Source organism: Sphingomonas sp. (assembly GCF_050725575.1).
In the GTDB taxonomy this organism is placed as follows: domain Bacteria; phylum Pseudomonadota; class Alphaproteobacteria; order Sphingomonadales; family Sphingomonadaceae; genus Sphingomonas.
In genome coordinates, this window is the sequence record NZ_JBOHHW010000007.1 from 107,416 (window position 1) to 124,652 (window position 17,237).

General features: G+C 63.2%; 11 protein-coding genes. 3 read left to right on the forward strand and 8 right to left on the reverse strand.

Annotated features, from left to right (window positions below):
• Nucleotides 1-25 precede the first annotated feature (25 nt).
• On the reverse strand, nucleotides 26-1,756 hold the full coding sequence (locus ACRECS_RS07345; protein WP_431582312.1) for a phage tail sheath family protein: 1,731 nt from the start codon (nucleotides 1,754-1,756) through the stop codon (nucleotides 26-28).
• Between the two features lie 283 nt (nucleotides 1,757-2,039).
• Here ACRECS_RS07345 and ACRECS_RS07350 point away from each other — a divergent pair, with 283 nt between their 5' ends.
• The gene (locus ACRECS_RS07350; protein ID WP_431582313.1) at nucleotides 2,040-3,113 is read left to right on the forward strand and encodes a M23 family metallopeptidase; all 1,074 of its coding nucleotides are present in this window, start codon (nucleotides 2,040-2,042) and stop codon (nucleotides 3,111-3,113) included.
• A gap of 43 nt (nucleotides 3,114-3,156) precedes the next feature.
• Here ACRECS_RS07350 and ACRECS_RS07355 read toward each other — a convergent pair whose 3' ends face one another.
• The 6 genes from ACRECS_RS07355 to ACRECS_RS07380 all read right to left on the reverse strand — a co-directional run bounded on the left by ACRECS_RS07355 (nucleotide 3,157) and on the right by ACRECS_RS07380 (nucleotide 12,213).
• Nucleotides 3,157-4,212: a LacI family DNA-binding transcriptional regulator gene (locus ACRECS_RS07355; RefSeq protein WP_431582314.1), complete on the reverse strand. Its 1,056-nt coding sequence runs from the start codon at nucleotides 4,210-4,212 to the stop codon at nucleotides 3,157-3,159.
• 5 nt (nucleotides 4,213-4,217) lie between these two features.
• A complete protein-coding gene (locus ACRECS_RS07360) occupies nucleotides 4,218-5,735 on the reverse strand; it encodes a tryptophan halogenase family protein (RefSeq protein ID WP_431582315.1) in 1,518 nt (505 codons plus the stop codon).
• Nucleotides 5,732-6,763, reverse strand: a complete 1,032-nt coding sequence (locus ACRECS_RS07365) for a cupin-like domain-containing protein (RefSeq protein WP_431582316.1) — start codon at nucleotides 6,761-6,763, stop codon at nucleotides 5,732-5,734. The genes ACRECS_RS07360 and ACRECS_RS07365 overlap by 4 nt, the downstream gene beginning before the upstream one ends.
• Nucleotides 6,756-7,469, reverse strand: a complete 714-nt coding sequence (locus ACRECS_RS07370; protein ID WP_431582317.1) for a SapC family protein — start codon at nucleotides 7,467-7,469, stop codon at nucleotides 6,756-6,758. The genes ACRECS_RS07365 and ACRECS_RS07370 overlap by 8 nt, the downstream gene beginning before the upstream one ends.
• Before the next feature lies 1 nt (nucleotide 7,470).
• Nucleotides 7,471-9,033 carry a tryptophan halogenase family protein gene (locus tag ACRECS_RS07375; RefSeq protein ID WP_431582318.1) on the reverse strand — a complete coding sequence of 521 codons (1,563 nt, stop codon included), beginning with the start codon at nucleotides 9,031-9,033 and terminating at the stop codon, nucleotides 7,471-7,473.
• A 108-nt stretch (nucleotides 9,034-9,141) separates the two neighbouring features.
• A complete protein-coding gene (locus ACRECS_RS07380) occupies nucleotides 9,142-12,213 on the reverse strand; it encodes a TonB-dependent receptor (protein ID WP_431582353.1) in 3,072 nt (1,023 codons plus the stop codon).
• A 310-nt stretch (nucleotides 12,214-12,523) separates the two neighbouring features.
• Here ACRECS_RS07380 and ACRECS_RS07385 point away from each other — a divergent pair, with 310 nt between their 5' ends.
• Together ACRECS_RS07385 and ACRECS_RS07390 are read left to right on the forward strand one after the other, a co-directional pair.
• Nucleotides 12,524-14,779 (forward strand): beta-glucosidase, encoded by a 2,256-nt coding sequence (locus tag ACRECS_RS07385; RefSeq protein WP_431582319.1) that lies wholly within the window; start codon nucleotides 12,524-12,526, stop codon nucleotides 14,777-14,779.
• Between the two features lie 383 nt (nucleotides 14,780-15,162).
• Nucleotides 15,163-16,407 (forward strand): MFS transporter, encoded by a 1,245-nt coding sequence (locus ACRECS_RS07390; RefSeq protein WP_431582320.1) that lies wholly within the window; start codon nucleotides 15,163-15,165, stop codon nucleotides 16,405-16,407.
• A 1-nt stretch (nucleotide 16,408) separates the two neighbouring features.
• Here ACRECS_RS07390 and ACRECS_RS07395 read toward each other — a convergent pair whose 3' ends face one another.
• Nucleotides 16,409-17,230, reverse strand: a complete 822-nt coding sequence (locus ACRECS_RS07395; RefSeq protein ID WP_431582321.1) for a glycoside hydrolase family 16 protein — start codon at nucleotides 17,228-17,230, stop codon at nucleotides 16,409-16,411.
• Nucleotides 17,231-17,237 lie beyond the last annotated feature (7 nt).

Here is a 17,237-nt window from a genome sequence, read left to right on the forward strand (position 1 = left end):
CGATCCAGCCCCTATACGGCCACACTCACCCCTGCATCGCCTGGGCGATGGTCAACTCGATGAATTCGGCCGGATGCACCATCTGCAGCGTGACCGAAACGATCATATCACCCTTCAGCATATCCTGCGCGGTCATGCTCGAGCCGATGCCGCAAGTCACGGTAAAGGCCTGGCTCGCCGTCGACCCCATCAATCCGCCCGCTTGCCAGACGCCGGTCAGGAACGCGGAAACCGAGGCTGTTACTGTTGTCCAGGTCAGCGCATCATTGGCGGCGAAAACGTAAGATTGCAGCGCCATCCTGATCGACTGATCGATATAGATGAGCGTCCGGCGCGCGTGGATGTAGCGATAGTCCTGGTTGTTGCCGTCGAGCGTCCGCGCACCCCAGACCACCGATCCGCGGTTCGGCTGGCTGCGGATGATGTTGATCGCCTCGCCATTCAATGGCGTGTTGAAACCGCCCTGTTGCGCGTCGCTCATGTCGCAAAGCAGCGATGTCACGCCGGCGAGCGCGACATTCGCCGGGGCATCCCATACCCCATTTTTGTTGTCGTTCATGGCCCATAGGCCGGCCAGGCTAGCACTGGGCGCCATCACGTTCATGTCGGCGGCGATCAGCTGCACGATCTGCTGGAATACCGGCAGGGCATCGAGCAACAGCCGGTCGAGCGTCAATTGCCATGCCGGCAGATCGGTGCCCGGTGTTGGATAGGCAATTGGTGGCGTGGCGGCGCTTGTGGTCGATCCCGAATATTGCGCAGTGTTGATGCTGCTCTGGGTGACCGGAAAGGCGGCGGCGATCGCGATTTGCACATTGGCCAGTTGCGCGCCCGAATAGAGCATATTGGCCTGGGTGGTCAGGATGTTGTTGACGACCGAATTGTCGCCGTTCGCGGCCACCAGGTTGGTATAGAGAATATCGCCCGGCGCGACGATCGAGCTATTGAGCGCAGGCGCATAGGCCACACCATAACCGACATGGGCGGCCTGCGGCGCGATCGCGGCGATGAAATCATCCTGGCACGCCTGAAGACCGGCGACCGTATTGGCCGCCAGGCATCCGGGCAGATCGAGGATCGCCATACGGTCCTGCAAAGTGCCTGCCTGGGCAAGCATGGCGCAGGCGACACGTCCATAATCGGCCAGGTTCAACTGACAGGCTTCGGGAATGACGATCATTGTCGGCCCGCTTATCCCGGCGGCCGCAGCGAGGCCGGTCAGCAGGCCGTGCGCACCGGTTGCCGGATCCCCCACAACAATGGCGGCCGGAATCCAGGCCGACGGCACCGGATCGGGCGGGGCGACCGGCGACTGGCCGCGCCAATAGCTACCGACCGAAACGACATAACAAGGGCCTCCGCCATTGGCGAAGAACAGGCACAGATGCGAATACAGGCAGAATGGCCCCGCGGTATCGGGCGATACCGACTTCAGACTGAAGCCCGTCGTCGCGACGGTAAACTCATCCGGGCCGGTGCCGGCCAGGGTGAAATTGGCCAGCAAGTCCGGCGTCGCCTCCGCGGCGGCAACCGACACGGCATAGGGTCGCGGCGCAGCACTGCCGAAACAGGCGATGAACTGTGCCATCGAGGTGATCGCGACGGGAATGCCGTAAAGCGCCGCGCCAGTCGCCGGATCACCAGCACATTGCGTATAGCCGATAAAAACCGGGACTGCGGTCGGAACGCCCGTGATTGTTCCAGAAGCCGGAATTTCCGTGACGTACATGCCCGACGTGGTTCTGCTCGGAGTCATGTCGTTACGGATACGTCCCGACGCCCTATCGTACAAAACAAATGTTGCGCCACTACGGCTCTATCCGTCATCTCCTTCAGGTGCACGAGGACTGAATCGTCGCGTGGCGCGAGCCTGCGATGTTGGCGATCGGATGGTGGATTTGAACATGGGTGCTTCGGGTTGGCGATCTATCTTACCGGCGCTCGCTTGGTCGACCGCCATTCTCCCCTTGCCCCTGTCGGCGCAAATCCCACGCCAAGCCGAAGTGGAAATACGCATTCCCACGCTACCCCGGCCAGTCATGGGTAGCGACGCAAAGCGCCACCTCGGCTACGAACTTCATGTTACGAATTTCTACGCCGGAACGGGGGCGTTGCGTCTGAAACGGGTCAGCATCTATGCCGACAGCGCGACAACGCCGCTCGCAACGTTCAGCGGCACGGAGCTGAAGGAGCTGCTCTCGCAGAATACTGAAGACGTGTCGGTACTCGACGGCATTGTCATCGAAGGCGGCCGCCGCGTATTGCTGTTCGTCTGGCTGACACAACCGACATCAGCGCCACATGCCGCCTATCTGCGTCATAGATTCGAATTCGAAACCAGGGATGGCAAGGTCGAGGTCGCGGACAATGTCCGCGTCGCCGTCAACGATCGACCGCCGATACATATCACACCACCATTAAAAGGAGGTCCCTGGCTGGCCGATGAAGGGCCAGGCAATCATTTATCGCACCATTGGGGCGGCGTGGTCGCAATCGATGGCCAGGTGACGATCCCGCAACGCTTCGCCATCGACTGGTTCGGCCTGGACGCCACCGGTCACGTCTCCAAGGTGCCGCGCGACCAGCTCGCCGCTTCATCCGATGCGGATTGGGTAGGGTTCGGCGCCGATGTGCTGGCGGTTGGCGAGGGGGTAGTGCGCGACGCGCGCGACGGCCTCGCGGATGGCAGGCCGCTCGCACCGCAAAGACAGCCCGACAACCTGACCAGCCGCTCACTCTACGGCAATTTCGTTGTGATCGAAATCGCACCGGGCGTGTTTGCCCATTACGCTCATTTGCGTAACGGCAGCGTCAAGGTCCATATTGGGGACCATGTCCATCGTGGCGACGTGATTGGTGCCCTTGGCCAGACCGGTCAGGCGGGCGGACCTCATCTGCATTTTCACATTAGCGACCGCGCAACGTTCGAGGGGTCGGAAGGGCTGCCGTTCCAGATCGATGGGGTGACGCGGCTTGGATCGGCCAGGATCGACGATACGCTCGATCCGCATATCAAGGTAACTGTCGACACAACGATCACCACGGCGATCACCAGAGCGCGGCCATCATGGCTGCCGCTCGATGGGGATCTGGTGGCCTTTACCGGCTACTAGGATTCTGGCGAACGACGAGCCAGGCCAGATCGCATATTTCGGTTCAGTCGTGCCGGGGCGCAGTCGTCGAGCTGCGCAGCTCCAATGTCGCCGGCACCACGATTGGCGTGTCGGGTACCTCGCGCCCGGCCTTATCGGCAATGATCAGCTCGACCGCACGCGCGGCGACTTCCGCGATCGGTTGGACCACGGCGGTCAGCGACGGATGGGTGAAACGCACGATCGGCGTATCGTCGAAGCTGATCAGCGACAAATCGCGCGGTACCTCAATGCCACGCTCCCGCCCCACCTCCAGCGTCGCCAGCGCCATCTGGTCATTGCTCGCGACGATCGCGCTGGGCGGCGCATCCTGGTCGAGTAGCTGGTGTGCCGCTCGTTTGCCCGAGGCGAAGCTGAAATCACCCTGTGCCAACAGACCATCGGTTTCCAGCCCGGCCGCGGCCATCGACGCGCGCCAGCCATCGACACGCCACGCGCTGAGCTCATAATCGGCCGGGCCAGCGATGAAGCCGATCCTGCGGTGGCCGAGGTCGATCAGATGCTCGGTCGCCAGCCGCGCGGCGCGCTCATCGTCCATCGTCAGGGCAAAACCGGGACCAGCGGTCAGCGAACCGATCCGTGCGAAGCTGATCTTGTGATCGTGGAGCAAGTTGATGATCAGCGGATTTTCCGAATGCGGCGGTGTCAGGATCACCCCGTCCGGCTGCAACGCGGCGATCGCGCCGAGCAGCTCGCGCTCGATATGGTCGCTATGCGTGTCGACCAGTTCAATGATCATGCGATAGCCATGCTCGGCGCAGGTGAGCATGCCGCCCAGCAGCATCTGGTCGACCCAGTCGGTCCCCTGCCGCCCGCGCCAATCGGCAATCGTGCGCTCCCGATCATTGAGCGCGAGGATCAGATAGGATCGCGATCCGCTCATCCGCTGCGCCGCGATCGAGGGCACATAGCCGAGCCGGTCGATCGATTCCTGCACCCGAAGCTTCATCTCCGGGCGGACATTCGGCTCCTTGTTGATCACCCGGCTGACGGTCTGCAGCGACACGCCCGCATCGGCGGCGACATGCTTGATCGTGACCGTTTGCCGCCGCCGCGCCATCCCGTTCAGCCCTGCGCTGCCGCAGGCGCCGCTTGCGCCGCGCCGCAATAGCGCGCGACATAATCGGCATGCGCGGGCAGCGTCGCGACGGTCCGGGTGACATTACTGCGCAGGGTGCCGAGGAATTTCTCCAGCTCATCATCGCGCAATTTTTCGGCGATCGGGTGATAGGCGCGCGGCATGATCCCCTGGCCCATCATCACCTGCACCCAGCTGTTTTCGGCGAACAATTCCTCATTCTTGCGGAACACGCGGCCGGTTTCGCGGAACAGCTCGATCTTCTGCGCCAGCGTATCGGGAATCGGCATGGTCGCACAGTAGCGCCAGAAGGGGCTGTCGCGCCGGTCGGTCGCTTTATAGTGCAGGACGAGGAAATCGCGAATCTGCAGCATGTCGTCATTTTGCTGATCGTTGAATTCCGCAATGTCACGCTCGCTGATATTGCCCTGCGGCATCATTCTCAGCAGGCGCAGTACCGCGCGTTGGATCAAATGGATACTGGTGGATTCCAGCGGCTCCATAAAGCCGCTCGACAGGCCGATGGCGACGCAATTGCGATGCCATTGCCGCCGCCGGGCCCCGGCCTGGAAGCGCAGGAAATTCGGCTCGGTCAGCACCTCACCCTCGATATTGCCGAGCAGCCGTTCGAGCGCGTCTTCACGGCTCAGATAGCGGCTGCAATAGACCAGCCCATTGCCGGAACGATGCTGCAGCGGGATACGCCATTGCCAGCCGGCATCATGCGCCATCGCACGGGTATAAGGGACCGCCGGCCCGACATTTTCGGTCTGTAGCGCGATCGCGGAATCACACGGCAGATAGTGCGTCCAGTCGTCATAGCCGGCGTGCAACGTCTGTTCGATCAGCAGTGCGCGGAATCCTGTGCAATCCACAAACAGATCGCCCTCGATCCGCGTACCGGAATCGAGCACCAGCGCAGCGATGTCGCCGCGTTCGCCGTCGAGTTCGACTTGTGAAATCCTGCCCTCGACGCGCTTGGTCCCGTCCGTCTCGGCCATGGTGCGCAGGAATTTGGCGTAGAGTGTCGAATCGAGCTGATAGGCATAATTCATCGCATCGTCGGGCAGATGTGCGAACTTGCCCTGCAAGGCCGCGATCACTTCCAGGCAGTAATCGTCATAGGATTGCTCATATCCCTTCTCACGAGCGTAGAGCCAGAAATGCTGGAAGCCGGCCGACCAGTGATCCTTGCCGGTATAACCGAACGAATGGAAATAGCGGTGCCCGGGCTCCTTCCAATTGTCGAACAGGATGCCGAGCTTGAACGTCGCCTGAGTCGCACGCATGAACTCGGCCTCGTTGATGCCGAGCAGCCGGTTGTAAATAGCCAATGGCGGGATGGTGGATTCACCCACCCCGATCGTGCCGATCGCATCGGATTCGACCAGGGTCAGGTCGACCGTACGCCCCATGGTCCGCGCGATCGCCGCCGCAGCCATCCAGCCGGCGGTGCCGCCGCCGGCGATCACGATACGGCGCGGATGCCGTGCTTCATCCGTCATTGGCTGAGCGCCCTTAGTAGAAAGGCGCGGATGCGGCCGGCGCTTTCGGGGGTCAGCGGCGCGAGGATGCTGCGTCCGTTTTCGGGAATATGCGCGACCACGTCCTCATCATTGCCGAAGACATAATAGTCGAACATGTCGCGCCAATAACGCTTCTGATCTTCGGGCAGGTCGCGGATCGCCAGCAATGCGTGGTTGAGCGCATCCTGCGGCTGGCCGAGCCAGCGCGGCGTTTCACGCCACCAGTAATTGACCAGAACGTTGAACGGCTCCAGCCCCTCGACATGATGCCACCACATGGCGGGAATATAGAGCGCATCGCCGGCCTCCAGCTCGGCGACCTGCGCATGGACCAATGCGTCACGAAAGCGCGGATGCGCGCTGAAATCCGGGTCGTGGAAATCGACCATGCTGACGGCGCGGCCCGCCGGCGTATTGTCTACCGGTCCCAGATAGAGGTTCCGGAACTGCTCGCGCGGGAAAAGCGTGAAGCGGCGGCGGCCGACCGCCACACAGGCGAGATTGTCGGGAATGTCATTGTGCGCCGCAATGCGCGTGCGCGTGCCGATCCAGATGCTGGCAAGCGGCCCGCGATCACCGAGATCGACATGGTTTGCTTCATGCAGTCCGGCGAAGAATTCATGCATGTCGATCGAGGCGAGATAGATTGGCGGCGCATCCGCCTTTCCTTCGAGCGCGTCTATCTGCGCGAAGATTTCCGGCAGCTTGGCGCGCAGCGTGCGGAAATTCATCCCCATCGCGTGGTCGTAGAAGAGCCGGCCGTCACTGCCGGGCGTGCCCACCGAAACGGTGAAGGGACGCTCCCGTCGCCGCCTTAGCAGGTAATCGCGCGCACCGCGTGCCGATTGGCGCCCCGCCTCGACCAGCGGCCAGTGCGACACCAGGCCACGAACAATGAACGGGCGATCCGCCGTGCGCAGTTGCCGGTCGAGCGCTTCCGGCCCCGAAACAATGACCTCCGGGATTGCGGCAAGCGCGCCGAAGATTCCGGGATCCGCCTCAGCCACCGCTCGTTCGCCGATTCTTGCGTGCGATCAGCTCAGTGAGATTGCCGAGCGAGGCAAGCGCCATGAAGATCGGCATCAGATGATCCTCGACATGCAGCTCACCAAGCGTTGCAGCATTGAGGTCCTGCAGCCGCTCCTCGTTGATCGCATGGAAGCCAACCAGCCGGTTAATCGATCCATCGTCGAGCGTGATCTCCAGGCTCAATGGTTCGAGCAAGTCGTGCCGGCTCAATGCGGCAAAGAAGTCGCCGGATGCCTGATAGCCCGCGTCGAGTGCGCCGAGCTTGTCGGTGATCGATTCCAAATACGGAGACGGTCGCCCGTCCTCGTCGAACAGTCGCACGCCGTCCGCGCCGATGCGCGGGCTGGCAAGGTCGATATGAACCTGCTTGTCGCCGCTCTGCGACGGCGCGCCGCCGATCAGGAACGGCTGAATGTCGATCGCCAGCGGCAGATAGCGCGCATCCCATCTGCCGCCCTCGAGGAACAGATTCTCGCCGGTCTCGAACCCGAACATCGCCAGCGCGGTAAAGCGGTCGCGCTCAGCATTGAGGCGAAACAGGATCGGATACTCGTCCTGTACGCGGCGGAATTCGGTCGGCACCACGATGCTGCACATCACGGCGTCGCCCAGCTGCGCACCGCGCTCCGCACGTACGCGGAGATCGCGATGGTCTTCGATGGTGAGAAGTGCGTGTCCGGACATGTCAGCGAATATTTTCCGTGGAGGGCGCCGCGCGGTGCCCCGCGCGCAGCGCATCGAGATAGGCACGGTTGGTGGGCAGGCTGGAGGCGAGCACGCGGGTCCGCTGCTCGACCTGGCTAAGCTGATGGGTCACGCCGTCGCCGGGCGCTCCCCGTATCGCACCGACGGGCGGGGCGGGAAAGCCCATGCCGTAGAGCACATATTGATAACTCGCCGCCGGAAAGATTTCCTCCGCTGCCGGCAGGTCGGCGCGCGACGGCGGCTGATCGCGCCAGAGGCGAAGCAGTTCAGCCAGCCGCGGCGGAATCGACGCCGGATCGCGATGATCGCGCCAATAGGGCTCGTTGCGCTCACTCAGCACATAATGGAGCTTGAGGAACTCGACGATCCGGTCCCAGCGATAGCGGAACAGCGTGTTGAACCGGCCCGCATGAATGTCCATCACGTCGCGGGTCGCCGGAAAATTGTCGAGCAGTGCCTCCAGCGACAGCTCGATCAGCACGATCGCCGATGCCTCAAGCGGTTCGAGAAAACCCGCCGACAGGCCGACTGCGAGGCAATTGCGCTCCCAGAAGCGCTCGCGATGACCCGAGCGGAAGGCAAGCTGACGGAACGGCAGGCGATCGGCATCGGGCTGGGCGCGGCGCAGATAGGCAGCGAGAATTGCCGCGGCCGCATCGTCGTCCATATGCCGCGATGAATAGACGCAGCCGATGCCGCGCCGGGTCGGCAAGCCGATATCCCAGATCCAGCCGGCGGCGTGCGCAGTGGCATTGGTCTGCGAAGCGATTGCGCTATCGGGTGCAATCGGCACCTGCACCGCCAGCGCGCGATCGTTGAACAGCTCGCCGCTGCGGTCGAGGAAGTCGACGCCAAAATTCTCGCCGATGAGCAGCGCGGCATGGCCGGAGCAATCGATGAACAGGTCGCCCGCGATCTCGCCCGAAACCCGTGTGCCGACGGCCGCGATATCCCCGTCCTCCGTCCGCTCGACCGCGACGACATGGTCGTGCACGTGACGCACGCCGAGTCGCTCGGTGGCATGTCGGGCGAGCAGCGCCGCGAGCTTCGCGGCGTCGAGGTGATAGGCATAATTAAGCGCGCCGGCATAATCCGGCATCGCCCGCTGGCGCGGCGCCAGGTCGAGCGCACAGGGACGCGCCTGGGGCGTGACAATATCGGAGAAGCGGCGGTCAGCAGCATGGTCGCGCCATGCCGCCACCACATCGTGCGGATCGCCATCGATCGGGGCGCCAAAGGGATGGAGATACTCGTCGCCATCGGCACCGGTACGCCAGCCGATGAAGCGCGACCCCTGTTTGAACGAGGCGTCGCAGGCGAGCAGGAACTCGACTTCGCTGATCCCGATGCGCTCAAGCGTTCGGCGCATCGTCGGCCAGGTGCCCTCTCCCACGCCGATCGTGGGAATGTCGGGCGATTCGATGAGCGTCACCTCGATCGGCGCGCGGGCAGCCGGATTGGCTCGGGCCGCGATGAGGCAGGCGGCGAGCCAGCCGGCGGTGCCGCCGCCGACGATCACGATCCGGGAGATTGCCCCATCCACGCTACGCGCCTTCATCCACGATCGGCAGCTTGCCGCGCCGGGAGAGGAAAAGCCACCCTCGTTCGACAGTGGCTTTTCCGGTCTCTATACTCTCCCGACAGGGTCGGATCAGAATGATGCCCGAACGCCGAACGAGTAGCGGGCATAACCCGGCGCAACCACAGTCACGTTGCGTTCCGATCGCATATGCTGGCGCCGGCTCGAACCGGTCAGGTTGATGCCCTCGGCGAAGACGCTGATCCCCTTGATGAACTCATAGCTCGCGCTCGCGTCCACCTGGCCATAAGCCTCGGTATAGGTCGGGTTCGGCCCTGTCGAATTCAGGAACTTGTCGCGCCAATTATACGCGACACGCGCCTGGATTCCGTATTTGTCGAAGAACGCCACCGCATTCGCGCTGTTGCTGAGGCCGGTCAGCGCAAACTGGGTGACCTTGGCAGGCTGGGTATTGTCGTACTTTGCGCTGCCGTCGACGATCGTATAGTTCAGGATTGCCCCGAAACCGGTATTCCAGAAGCTGTGCTGGACAGCGAATTCCCAGCCATGGAGCGATGCGGTCTGATCGCTGTTCACTGGCGTCGCGATCTGGAAGTTGAGTGCCGGATCCTCGGGCAGAGTGAAGATCAAGCCGCTCACCGGGTTTGAAGAGGCCGGATAATTGGCAAAGATATACTGTCGGATTCTGGCGGTGGTCGGCTCCAGCCCCGCAGCCGTAATTGCTGCGAATGCCGTCTGATAACGCGGCCCTCCCACGGGGGTCTTCAAACCGAACGCAGTGGTGTCGATGCGCGTGCTCGCGATGAAGTTTGCGACACTCTTGTGGAAATAGCCCACCGACACATAGCTGCCGGGGGCATAATACCACTCCGCCGACAGATCGATATTCTTCGACTTGAACGGGATCAGGCCGGGATTGCCTTGCGCGCCTGTGCCGCCGCCAACGCGGAACAATGTATCCAGCGTTCGCCCACCCTGCATGAGGTCATAGGGCGCACGCGTGATCGTATGGCTGTACGATGCGCGCAGCTTGATGTTCTCGAACGGCGAGATGTCGAAATCGACCGATGGCAGCCAATTCTGGTAGCTGCCCTTGAACTGGGTAAACGTCGTGTCCTCCTCGGAGAAGACGACGTTGAGTTCATTCTCCGCCACCCACTGCGTGCGCAACGGTAACGGCACCTGCGCCACCGACGATATGTCGGTCACCTCGTAGCGCAGACCGGCAACGAGGTGTGCCGGATTGTCAAAGGCATCGAACTTGGTTGCCACCTGCAGATAGGGCGCCAGCGTCTTTTCTGTGATGCGCCGGTCGGTGTTGAACTTGGCAAGGCACGTGCCCGGAACACCCAAAGTGCCCGTTCGCGGATTGCTGCATGCCTGGAACTTGTCCTCGAGCAGGTCGGCCATCCGCTCGAAGTTAAACGTGTAGAATTTCTGCGCCATGCCCGGCTGGGCAAGCCCGGGGAATAAGTCTGGCAGTGTCGCAAGCGTAAACATGTCAGTGGGAAGCGACGACGCCGGGCCGATACCACCCCAAGTGTCATTCTGGATGGTGCCGAAGGCCGAGCGGACCTTGTTCTCCACATAGGAAACGCCGAAATCGAGGCTGTCGAGCAGTCCGCCGTCATGGTCGTAGTGACCACTCAGCTGGACCTGGTTGATCGTGTCCTTGAAATAGGCGTTGCGGAACGCGTTGCCGGTCGGCGTGATCAGCGCCTTATTGAGCGGATCGATGCCGGGGGCCATATCATAGGAGATGACCGGCAGGTCATGGTCGAAGTTGATCGTCTGGTTCTGGACACCGAAGATCGCGGTGCCGACCGACATGCTTGAGCCATATTTGTTGGTCGGCTTCACTTCCGCCGTTGAATGATGCGCATCGAGGGTTACCGTCACGCCACCCGGCGCCTTCCAGACCAGGTTGCCGCCAAGCGACTTGTTCTCCGCGCGGTTTGCGGTGAGCGACCCGCTATAAGACAGGTCCTTTCCAACGCTGCACAGCGGGGCCGGTGCCTGGCAACCGGGATCCGGCGGGCTGAATCGCTCGGTATAGAAGATCGGGCCGGCGACCGGACCGTCGGTCCAGGCGCTCACCGTATCGCCGTGGTTGAACCAGACGCCGACATTGCTGTTGCGGGCTTCGACAGTGTTGCGTGAATAGGTGTAGTCAATCGTCGCGGTCAGCGCGTCGGTCGGACGGAATTGCAGGATGGCCTGGCCATTGATGCGTTCGCGATCGATGTCGTTGAACTCGTACGACGCATTTTGCGGGACTTGATAGACGTCATTCGCATCCGGCCGGTTGGTGATGTTGCCGAAGCCTGACTGGCCGGGCAGCGCCAGCGCGCCCCAGTTGTTCTCGTTAGGGTTCGTCCTGTCCGCGCTGCCGAGCAACCCGTCGCGCCAGCCGACGTTCGCCTGGTTCGTGCCCGCCTTGCGCTTCTGGTAGGAACCAATGAGAGCGATGCCGATGCGATCGTCCGCCAACGTCGTGCTGAAAATGCCTGAGATTTCCGGCGTGATGTCGTTCTTGCCGCGCTGAGACGTGTCGATCACCCCCTTGACGGAGAGGCTGCCACGCGTGCCGGGCCGGTCGAACGGCCGCGGGCTGCGGATGTTGATGGTCGAGCCGATGCCGCCGGATTCGAGCGTTGCGCGACCGCTTTTATAGACCTCGACTGCGGCAACGCCTTCAGAGGCGAGATTAGCGAAGTCGAACGATCGTGACGACGGCGCACTGCCACCGTCGCCGATCAACGCGGTCGGCATCTGGCGGCCGTTGAGCGTCACCAAGTTGAATTCAGGACCGAAGCCGCGGACGGTAACCAGCGAGCCTTCGCCGTTCGACCGGTCGATCGAGACGCCGGTGATGCGCTGGAGCGATTCGGCAAGGTTGGTGTCGGGGAACTTGCCGATATCCTCGGCCGAGATCGCGTCGACGACACCTTGCGCATCGCGCTTGATGTCCGCCGATGCCCGCAAGCTGGCGCGGATACCGGTGACGATGATGTCATCGCCCTGATCCGCGGCGGGATCGGCCGGCAGTTGTTGGGATTCGGAAGAGCCTGAACCACCGGCGGCCGCGTCCTGCGCGGCGGCAATGCCCGGTATAGCCATGAGCGCCAGCGTCGATACGCCAAGCGCCAATCGCGAAGCCAAGCGGCTGTTGAAGCCCCCCATCGTCATCCCCTTTGTCACCGGCGCTGTTCCCCACGCCGTTGTTGATAACGTTCACTTGCTGGTTTTGACGAATTTTGTCAAGCCAGTTCGCCAAGCAGCCACTGCCTGGTAACATATGACACCAATAGTTGTGAACGTTATCAAAATATGCTGTTTAAGTAACTGGTCCGTTGCGACGCTGCACCGCTGAAGTGCGCGGCGGTGGCGGAACTGGTGCCGCCTGCGGTTTGTCCCGTCAGGACTCGGTGCCGACGACAAGATCGGCAGACACCACATCAGCAGGGTGGACTGAATAAGAAGGGGGATGAGGATGTGGAGAGGATTTCAGCTCGCGCTGCTGGGCGCATCGCTTTTGGCCGGCATGAGCACGGCGGCTGGCGTGTTCGCACGCGAAACGCCATCAAGCGCTGCCCGAGCTGACGCGCGAACGCGCGCGGAAGCGTTCGTCGCCCGCATGACTCTCGACGAGAAGATCGCGCTGGTCCATGGCTTGTTCCCGCCGCGGGCCAAGGGCAAGACGGCCAATGAACTGATTCCGTCGGCTGGACATATCGACGGCATTCCGCGTCTCGGCGTGCCGCTGGTCCGCGAAAGCGACGCGTCGCTCGGCGTCGCCAACCAAGTCGAGCAACGCAAGGGCGATGTCGCAACCGCGCTGCCGTCCAGCCTGGCCACCGCGGCGACCTTCGATCCTGAGATCGCCCATGCCGGAGGCGTGATGATCGGTGCGGAGGCGCGCGCCAAGCGCTTCAACGTGCTGCTGGCGGGCGGCGTCAACCTGACGCGCGATCCGTGGAACGGCCGCAACTTCGAATATCTCGGCGAAGATCCGTTGCTCGCCGGCGAAATGGCCGGCGCGCATATCGCCGGCGTCCAGTCGAACCGCATCACCTCCACCATCAAGCATTTCGCGCTCAACGCGCAGGAGACCGGGCGCATGGTGCTCGATGCGCGGATCGATGAGGCAAGCCTGCGCGAGAGCGACCTGCTTGCCTTCCAGATCGCAATCGAGAAGGGGCGCCCGGGATCAGTGATGTGCGCCTACAACAAGATCAACGGCGACTGGGCGTGCGAGAATGCGCATCTGATGAACGATGTGCTGAAGCGCGACTGGGGCTATCGCGGCTGGGTGATGAGTGACTGGGGCGCGGTCCATTCGACCGCCAAGGCCGCCAATGCCGGGCTCGACCAGCAATCCGGCCAGGAGCTCGACACGGCGATCTTTTTCGGCGAGCCGCTCAAGGCCGATGTCGAGGCCGGCAAGGTGTCGATGGCGCGGCTTGACGACATGGTCGTGCGCTATCTGACCGGCCTGATCGAAACCGGCGCCTATGATACGCCGATGTCGACCAAGCCACAGGCGATCCCGTACGCCCGTCATGCCGATGTCGCGCAACGCGCGGCCGAGGCCGGTATCGTGCTGCTCAAGAATGAAGGCGGGGCGCTGCCGCTCGCGCGCACGGCAAAACGCATCGCGGTGATCGGATGGGGCGCCGATGTCGGCGTTCTCTCGGGCGGCGGATCGAGCCAGGTGCGCTCGGTTGGCGGCGCGCCGATCGAAATCCCGCTCAGTTCGGGCGCGGCATCGTCCTTTGCGCGGATCACCTATCACGCCTCTTCGCCGCTCAAGGCGATCCGCGCCGCCATGCCCCGGGCAAAAGTGACCTTCATCGATGGCCGTGATGTGGCGGCGGCGGCGGAAGCGGCACGCAGCGCCGACGTCGCGATCATCTTCGCCACGCAGTGGACGACCGAGGCACAGGATGTTCCCGACCTGTCGCTCCCTTACGGCCAGGATGCGCTGATCGCCGCGATTGCTGCGGCCCAGCCCAGGACGATCACGGTGCTCGAGACCGGCGGCCCGGTGCTGATGCCATGGCTCGATCAGGTCCCGGCGGTGGTCCAGGCCTGGTATCCCGGCCAGCGTGGCGGCCCGGCGATCGCCAATATCCTGACCGGCCGGGTCAATCCATCCGGCCGCTTGCCGATCACCTTCCCTGCCGCGGCGGCGCAGGCACCGCGCGCGGCACCCGTCGGTCTCGACACGCTGACATCGCTCGAGGCGCTGGCCGCGGCCAACCCGGCGAATGCGGCGCAGTACCAGCTCAAAAGCTATCCGGTCGATTATGTCGAGGGCGCGGATGTCGGCTATCGCTGGTATGAGCTGAAGAAGCAGCGACCGATGTTCGCGTTCGGCCATGGCCTCAGCTATACCGGCTTCGCCTATCGCAACCCGGTCGTGCAGGGCGGCAAGGCGCTCAGCATTTCGTTCGAGGTGGTCAATACCGGGCGCAGGGCGGGCGTGGACGTGCCGCAAATCTATGTCGGGCGCGACGGGTCGGCGGCGCCGATGCGGCTTGCCGCCTTCACGCGCGTCAGCCTGAAGCCGGGCGAATCGCGCCGCGTGACGCTCACCGCCGAACCGCGCATCATTGCGGATTACGATACCAAACTGCCCGGCTGGCGCATTGCCGGTGGCCGCTACCGTGTCGCGCTCGCGCGCGACGCGACCGATCGGACTTTGGTGTCCACCACAACGCTCGACCCCGCGACCATGAAGCCATAACCGCGAGCTCTGTGCTGCGGTACTGCGCCAATCCTGCTTTCGACACTGAGAAAGAGCATGCCGGTATCAGCCCGGCACCGGATGTCATGCCCGATCCCGCGTCATGGTTGAAACCTTGCCGGCGGCAGGGCTGCGGGGAGATATGGGACACCAGTTGTGCCATATCTTTTCTATCGCCACCTCAGCGGGAAGATCATATAATTACTTATATATCAGATACTTAATCTCATATAATTACCTTTGGCCGCCGCGGAGATACGGAACGCGCGGAAATTTGGGCGCGCCAGACGCTGTCGACCCCCAAATCGGATTCCCCGTCAAATATCCTTCTTGCGCACTGTTGCCGATTACGGCCGGAACGGGCAGAACCTGATGGATCGCTGATGCCATTCCGCTTCGCCCTGCCGTGGGCGGCACGACCGTCCCGTCAGGGCATCGAGGTTGCGCCGGCCCACCGCTCCATCGGCTTTCTGCTGATCTTTGCGCTCGCCAATGCCGGTGGGGTGATCGCCTATCTGCCGCTGCTCACCTTGCTGCTGCCAATGAAGATCGAAGCGGTCGCGGGGGAGGCACGGATCGACCTGTTCACCGCGACCGTGATCGCTGGCGCAATCGCCGCCAGCCTGTCCAATATCCTGTTCGGCTGGCTCAGCGATCGCTCCGTCACGCGCGGCGGGGGGCGCCGCCGATGGATGGCGATCGGCATCGTCGCGACCGTCCTGTCCTTTGCCTGCGTGGTGAGCGCGGCGTCCCCGGCCGCGATCATCCTCTCGATCATCTTTTTCCAGTCGGCGGTGAACGCCTTGCTGGCGCCGCTCCTCGCGATCATGGCGGATGAGATTCCCGACGCGCAAAAGGGCGTGGCCGGCGGGCTGCTCTCGCTGGCAAATCCGGTCGCGTCGGCGGTCTCGGCGATCCTGGTGAGCATGAGCGCGCTCGACGAAGCATCGCGTTTTGCCTTCGTGTCACTGGCGATCTTCGCGTGCACCGCTCCTTTGCTCCTGGCGCGGGCACGCCCGGTTCCGGCCCCGACCGCGGCGCGCCCGGCCATCGTCATGCTCCGCCGCGACCTGATGACCGTGTGGGGCGCGCGGCTTCTCGTGCAGATCGCCGGCAATGTGCTGTTCCTCTATCTGCTCTATTATTTCGAGAGCATCGCGCCCGATCAGTCGCCATTGACCATGGCGTCGCGCGTCGGCCACCTGCTGACGATCGCGTTCATCGTGCCATTGCCGATCGCGGTATTGCTCGGGCGCCTGTCCGACCGGCTGGATCGCCGCAAGCCATTCCTGTTCGCCATGGCTGCGCTTGCGGCCCTTGGCCTCGTGATCATGGCGCTGGCCGGCGGCTGGACGATGGCGGTGGCGGGATTCGGCCTTTACGCGATCGGATCGGCGGTCTTCCTGGCGCTCCATTCCGGCTTCTCGATGCAGTTGCTGCCCAATCCCAGCCACCGTGGACGCGACCTGGGATTGCTCAACCTGACCAATACGCTGCCGGCACTGCTTGGCCCGCTGCTGACCTGGTCACTGGCGACGCCGCGCGATTTCGATACGCTGATGCTGGTGCTGGCCGGCCTGGCCTTATGCGGCGGCCTGGCCATTCTCGCGGTTCGCGGCCGGCGCTGACTTACTCTTTGCGCGCCCAGTAGCGTACATAATCGACCGCCATGCGCTGCGGCAACGCCGCGTCGTCAATCCCTTTCTGACCGCCCCAATCGCCGCCAACGGCAAGGTTTAGGATCAGTTCATAGGGGCGGGTGAACGGCCATGCGGCGACACCGCCGGGCTGGTCGTTCGCGACGCGCATATAGGCGCGACCATCGATGCCGATGGTGATCGCATCGGCACGCCAGTCGAGCTGGTAGCGATGGAACGCCGTACAGCTTGTGGGAATATGTTTCTGGGCACCACGCTGGGTGCCCTTCACATGGTTGAAGGCACCGCTGTGCAGCGTCGCGTGGATCACGTTCGGGTCCCAGCCGACCATTTCCATCACATCGATCTCGCCGGCGTCGGGCCATTTCCCGTCGGACGGCAATAGCCAGATCGCTGGCCAAGTGCCGCGACCGCAGGGCAGTTTCGCGCGAATCTCGTAAAAGCCATAACCATAGGCCTGGCGGGTGACGAGTTTGGCGGAGCTATAGGCCTGACCGCCCCAATCGGCGAATTGCCGCCTCGACAGCGTTTCGCGGCGTGCCTCGATGATCAGCACGCCATGTTCGATCCGCGCATTCTCCGGCCGGCCATCGGCATAATATTGCCGTTCATGATTGTACCAGCCCGCAGCATTGCGCGACGTGTCGAACCGCCAGGCCGTACGATCGATCGCCTTGCCCGCGAACTCATCGGCGAAGGTCGGTTTGGCGACCGGCACGGTCATCGCCGTGTCGACCGTGACGTTGGTGGCGCCGAGCGTGGCGGCCTGTGCAAGGAGCAGGAGAAGCGGCATGACTCTG

What these genes read in the sequence shown, in the direction of transcription:
- ACRECS_RS07345 (WP_431582312.1), bottom strand. Translation starts at nt 1,756, where the DNA reads ATGACTCCGAGCAGAACCACGTCGGGCATGTACGTCACGGAAATTCCG.
- ACRECS_RS07350 (WP_431582313.1), top strand. Translation starts at nt 2,040, where the DNA reads ATGGGTAGCGACGCAAAGCGCCACCTCGGCTACGAACTTCATGTTACG.
- ACRECS_RS07355 (WP_431582314.1), bottom strand. Translation starts at nt 4,212, where the DNA reads ATGGCGCGGCGGCGGCAAACGGTCACGATCAAGCATGTCGCCGCCGAT.
- ACRECS_RS07360 (WP_431582315.1), bottom strand. Translation starts at nt 5,735, where the DNA reads ATGACGGATGAAGCACGGCATCCGCGCCGTATCGTGATCGCCGGCGGC.
- ACRECS_RS07370 (WP_431582317.1), bottom strand. Translation starts at nt 7,469, where the DNA reads ATGTCCGGACACGCACTTCTCACCATCGAAGACCATCGCGATCTCCGC.
- ACRECS_RS07380 (WP_431582353.1), bottom strand. Translation starts at nt 12,213, where the DNA reads ATGGGGGGCTTCAACAGCCGCTTGGCTTCGCGATTGGCGCTTGGCGTA.
- ACRECS_RS07385 (WP_431582319.1), top strand. Translation starts at nt 12,524, where the DNA reads ATGTGGAGAGGATTTCAGCTCGCGCTGCTGGGCGCATCGCTTTTGGCC.
- ACRECS_RS07390 (WP_431582320.1), top strand. Translation starts at nt 15,163, where the DNA reads ATGCCATTCCGCTTCGCCCTGCCGTGGGCGGCACGACCGTCCCGTCAG.
- ACRECS_RS07395 (WP_431582321.1), bottom strand. Translation starts at nt 17,230, where the DNA reads ATGCCGCTTCTCCTGCTCCTTGCACAGGCCGCCACGCTCGGCGCCACC.